Genomic DNA, 5,258 nt, shown 5'->3' with positions numbered 1-5,258 from the left:
CAGGCAACCTGACCCGCCAGGTGCGCGCGATCGCCGAGGTCACCAGCGCCGTCGCCGAGGGCGACCTCACCCGTTCCATCACGGTCGAGGCCTCCGGCGAGGTCGCCGAACTCAAGGACAACATCAACTCGATGGTGGAATCGCTGCGCGAGACCACAAGGGCCAACCGGGATCAGGACTGGCTCAAGACCAACCTGGCCCGCATCTCCGGGCTCATGCAGGGCCAGCGCGATCTGCACGTGGTGGCCGAGGTCATCATGGACGAGCTCGCGCCGCTGGTCTCGGCCCAGTTCGGCGCCTTCTACCTGGCCGAGGAGTCCGGCGAGCGGCCCGAGCTGATCCTCATCAGCTCCTACGGCAGCCCGCAGGAACCCGGCACCGAGGTCCGTTTCGCCTACGGCCAGTCGCTGGTCGGTCAGGCCGCGCGCAGCCGCCGCACCATCGCCGTGGAGGACGTGCCCGGCGACTACCTGGCCATCAACTCCGGGCTCGGCCGCATCGCCCCGATCAATCTGCTGCTGTTGCCGATCGTGGTGGAGGAGCAGGTGCTCGGCGTGATCGAGCTGGCCTCGCTCAACCGGTTCACCCACATCCACCGCGATTTCCTCGACCAGTTGATGGAGACCATCGGCGTCAACGTCAACACCATCATCGCCAACGCCCGCACCGACGAACTGCTGGTCGAGTCGCAGCGTCTGACAGCCGAACTGCAGGCCCGCTCCGAGGAACTGCAGGTGCAGCAGGAGGAGTTGCAGCGCTCCAACGCCGAACTCGAGGAGAAGGCGGCGCTGCTGGCCAGCCAGAACCGCGACATCGAGGCCAAGAACCTCGAGATCGAACACGCCCGCCAGGAACTCGAGACCAGGGCCCAGGAACTGGCGCTGGCCTCGAAGTACAAGTCGGAGTTCCTGGCCAACATGAGCCACGAGCTGCGCACCCCGCTCAACAGCCTGCTCATCCTCGCCCAGCTGCTCGCCCAGAACCCGACCCGCAATCTGACCCCCAAGCAGGTCGAATACGCGGGCATCATCCACTCGGCGGGCTCGGACCTGCTCCAGCTGATCAACGACATCCTCGACCTGTCCAAGGTCGAGGCGGGCAAGATGGACATCAACCCCGAGACGGTGCCGCTGCGTAAGGTGCTCGACTACGTGGAGGCCACCTTCCGGCCCATGACCACGCAGAAGAACCTCGGCTTCCGTATCGTCCACGCGCCGGGCCTGCCGCTCGACCTGCTCACCGACGACTCCCGGCTGCGGCAGGTGCTCGGCAACCTGCTGTCCAACGCGGTCAAGTTCACCGAGACCGGTTCGGTGGAGCTGCGCATCGAACCGGCCGGCACCGACGAGCTGCCCGCCGCCGCGCGCAGGCACGGCCCGGTCGTCGCCTTCCGGGTGGTCGACACCGGCATCGGCATCGCCGAACACCAACTCGAATCCATCTTCGGCGCCTTCCAGCAGGCCGACGGCACCACCAGCCGCAAGTACGGCGGCACCGGCCTCGGCCTGTCGATCAGCCGGGAGATCGCCTATCTGCTCGGCGGCGCCATCACCGCGGAGAGCAACCCGGGCAAGGGCAGCACCTTCACCCTGTACCTGCCGGTGGCGCGGCCGGACTTCCAGGACCTGCCCGCCAAGGAACGTCACGACAGCGCCGCCCCCGTCGCCGTGGCGGACGCCGACCCCACCGCCGAGACCGCGCAGCAGGAGCGCAGGCTGCTGGTGGTGGAGGAGCGCCCGCAGGGGCTGCTGTCGCTGGTGGCCCAGAGCGCGCTCGCCGACCTGGCCGACAGCAACGATCCGCGTGGGCCGGTGCAGATCGTCACCGCGGTCGGTGTGGAGGAGGCCGCCGCGGCCATGGCCTCGGAATCGTTCCACTGTGTCGTGCTGGAGCTGGACCTGTCCGACGACGCCGCGCTGCGCCTGCTCGAGACCATGGACGGCGACGCCGCCTCCCGCGCCGTGCCGGTGCTCGCGCACAACAACCGCAGGCTCGGCATCGAGCAGGAGCGGCTGCTGCAGGACCGCGCCTCCCGCAGACCGCTCGAACTGCTGTCCAGCCTGGACGAGCTGCGTGAGCGCATCGCCCTGCACGTGGCCGCCGAGGAGCCCGGCGACGTGCTGCCGCTGGTGCGCGCCAAGGAGGTGCCCGCCGCCGCGCCGGAACCCGCCGAGGGCGGTCTCGCAGGCCGCACGGTGCTCATCGTCGACGACGACGCCCGTAACCTGTTCGCGCTCAGCAGCATTCTCGAGCTGCAGGGCATGACCGTCTTGCACGCGGAGAACGGCCGCGAGGGCATCGACACCCTGCTGGCGCACCCGGAGATCGACCTGGTGCTGATGGATGTGATGATGCCGGAGATGGACGGCTACACCGCCACCTCCAAGATCAGGGAGATGGAGCAGTACCAGGAGCTGCCCATCATCGCGGTCACTGCCAAGGCCATGCTCGGCGACCGGGAGAAGAGCATCGCCTCCGGCGCCGACGACTACGTCACCAAACCGGTGGACGCGGCCGCGCTGCTGTCCTGCATCCAGCACTGGCTGGGCGCCTGATGACCGACATCGACACATCGGGGCCTGCCGACGACACCGCCACACCGCAGCCGACCGTGACCCGGCTGGCCGCCACGGTCGAACGCCTGCGCGCCGAGATCGCCCGCGCCCAGGCCGCCGCCGATGGTCGCGCCCTGATCGAGATGGCCAAGGGCGTGCTCGTGGAACGGCTGCGCTGCGGACCCACCCAGGCCGCCCGCCAGCTCGACGCGCTGGCCGACCAGGCCGGGGTGACAGCGCTGGAACTGGCCGCCGAACTGGTCAACCAGGCCGCTCAGGACAAGCTCAGCGCGACCGTCGAGGAGTTCCTCCAACGCACCGCGGAACCGGAGCAGTCCTCGGCGGCGGTGCGGCTGCGTACCGCCGAGAGCGCGCTGTTGGCCACCGGCGATCCGCAGCGGGTCGCGCAGTCGGTGCTCGAGCACGCGCTCGTCCCGCTCGGCGCCACCGCGGTGGCGATCTGGTCGGTGGGCACCGACGGCTCGCTGTCATTGGTCGGTTTCGCGGGGATCGACCTGCCCGAGGCCGAGCGCTGGCGCTATGTGCCGCCGGGCGTGCCGACCCCGGCCCGGCGGGCGCTGGGCCCCCGCGACGCCCAGTGGGTCGAGAACCTGGCGGCCCCCGGGCTGCCGGCCATAGGCGCCCGCCCCGGGGGGCGGGGCGCGGGGCCCGGCCGCCCCCTGCCTGAGCTTCCTTGCGGGCTCTGCGGTCGCGCCCCGTCCGGTTTGTCCCGTGCCTTGCCTCCTGACCGCGTCCCCCGAACGGAACCTGGCCGAAATCGGCAACGAGCCGGCGAATCAACTCACGGGGGCCGAATCGATGCCGAACTGGTAACTCGGCGGATACTACCCCCGTGAGTGTGGTTCGAAACACACCCTATGGGTTTGCTGTGCTGGCTTTCCCTGTGCTCGATTTCCCGCGCTCGTCGCGGATCAGGCGTTCGGGCCGTACTCCTCGAGCATCTCGGTCACCAGCGCCGCGATCGGCGAGCGTTCGCTACGGGTGAGGGTGATGTGCGCGAAGAGCGGGTGGCCCTTCAGCTTCTCGATCACCGCGGCGACTCCGTCGTGCCTGCCCACGCGCAGGTTGTCGCGCTGGGCGACGTCGTGGGTGAGCACCACCCGCGACCCCGAGCCCAGCCTGCTCAGCACGGTGAGCAACACATTGCGCTCCAGCGACTGCGCCTCGTCGACGATCACGAACGAGTCGTGCAGCGAACGGCCGCGGATGTGGGTCAGCGGCAGGACCTCCAGCATGTCCCGGCTGAGCACCTCCTCCATGACCTCCGGCGAGGCCAGTCCGTCGAGGGTGTCGAAGACCGCCTGGGCCCACGGGCCCATCTTCTCGCTTTCGCTGCCCGGCAGATAGCCCAGCTCCTGCCCGCCCACGGCGTACAGCGGCCGGAACACCACCACCTTGCGCTGGGAACGGCGCTCCAGCACCGCTTCCAGGCCCGCGGTCAGCGCCAGCGCCGACTTGCCGGTGCCCGCCTTGCCGCCGAGCGAGACGATGCCGACGCTCTCGTCGAGCAGCAGATCCAGGGCGACGCGCTGCTCGGCGGAGCGGCCGTGCAAACCGAACGCCTCGCGTTCGCGCACCAGCTGCACGCGCTTGTCCGGGGTGACCCGGCCCAGCGCGCTGGAGCTGCTGCCGAGCAGCCGGATACCGGTGTGGCAGGGCAGTTCCCGCGCCTGGTCGAGGTCGATGACCGACTCGGCGTAGAGCTGATCGATGGTGGTCGACGCCACATCCAGCTCGACCATGCCGGTCCAGCCCGAGGTCACCACGTCCTGGGCGTGGTAGCCGTCGGCGCGCAGACCCACCGCGCTCGCCTTGACGCGCAGCGGAATGTCCTTGGACACCAGCACGACCCGGCGGCCCTCCGCCGAGAGGTTCAGCGCGCAGGCCAGGATCCGCGAGTCGTTGGTCTCGGTGCGGAAGCCGACCGGCAGCACCGAGGGATCGGTGTGGTTGAGTTCGACCTGCAGGGTGCCGCCGTCGGACCCGATCGGCAGCGGCTCGTCGAGCCTGCCGTGCGCGATGCGCAGGTCGTCGAGATTGCGCAGGGCTTCCCGCGCGAACCAGCCCAGTTCGTGATGATGCCGTTTGCTCTCCAGCTCACTGATGACGACCAGCGGCAGGACGACGTCGTGCTCGCCGAACCTGGTGAACGCCCAGGGATCGGAGAGCAGCACCGACGTGTCGATGACGAAGGTCTTGGCTGCGGTGTGACGCGAAGTGCGGGCATTCCCGGCCTCGCTCGAACCGGCTGTTCTCTTTCCGAGATTCTCCCCGAAGCCGGTGGAACGGGAGGTCGCCGAGAAGGCGGAAACGGAGCGTGCAGCAGTCACGGTGGGCTCCTTTTGCGTTCGCCCGGCACCCGTGCGAACGATCTCGCTGGACCGGTCCGTCCTGATGAAAACGACCTCAGTCGTGATCATGAGGGCCGGGTGCCGGCCCCCTCGAACTGAATGGCTCAGTCAAAGTCAGGACCTCCCGTACGAACCACACCAACGCGGTCCGCATCATCGACGCTACAGGCCGTTGCCGGGTCTGCGCTCGCCGTTGATCAATGCTGCCAGGTGAAGTTCCCGTTAACTCGCAGCTCACCGAGGCCCTGTTCGCGGGCTCCGGTGAGGTGTGTTCCGCGCCGGAACCCGCGGTCGGCGGGCGGGGCGCCCGCTGCGTCGCGGACCAGGCGCG

General features: G+C 69.4%; 3 protein-coding genes. 2 read left to right on the top strand and 1 reads right to left on the bottom strand.

Annotated elements, in window-relative coordinates; genetic code table 11:
• A partial coding sequence (locus QH283_RS28750) for a response regulator (protein WP_280506070.1) occupies positions 1–2,555 on the top strand: 2,555 nt, incomplete at its 5' end.
• On the top strand, positions 2,555–3,412 hold the full coding sequence (locus QH283_RS28745; protein WP_280506069.1) for an ANTAR domain-containing protein: 858 nt from the start codon (positions 2,555–2,557) through the stop codon (positions 3,410–3,412). The genes QH283_RS28750 and QH283_RS28745, both read left to right, overlap by 1 nt.
• 75 nt (positions 3,413–3,487) lie before the next feature.
• On the opposite strand, the gene QH283_RS28740 is transcribed toward QH283_RS28745, so the two are convergent.
• Positions 3,488–4,906, bottom strand: coding sequence for a PhoH family protein (locus QH283_RS28740; RefSeq protein ID WP_432420801.1), 1,419 nt, complete (start codon positions 4,904–4,906; stop codon positions 3,488–3,490).
• Positions 4,907–5,258 lie beyond the last annotated feature (352 nt).

The sequence above is a fragment of the Nocardia farcinica genome, from assembly GCF_029867845.1.
Lineage (GTDB): Bacteria > Actinomycetota > Actinomycetes > Mycobacteriales > Mycobacteriaceae > Nocardia > Nocardia farcinica_A.
Note: the sequence above shows the minus strand (reverse complement) of the source record. Positions and strands in the feature narration are given on the sequence as shown.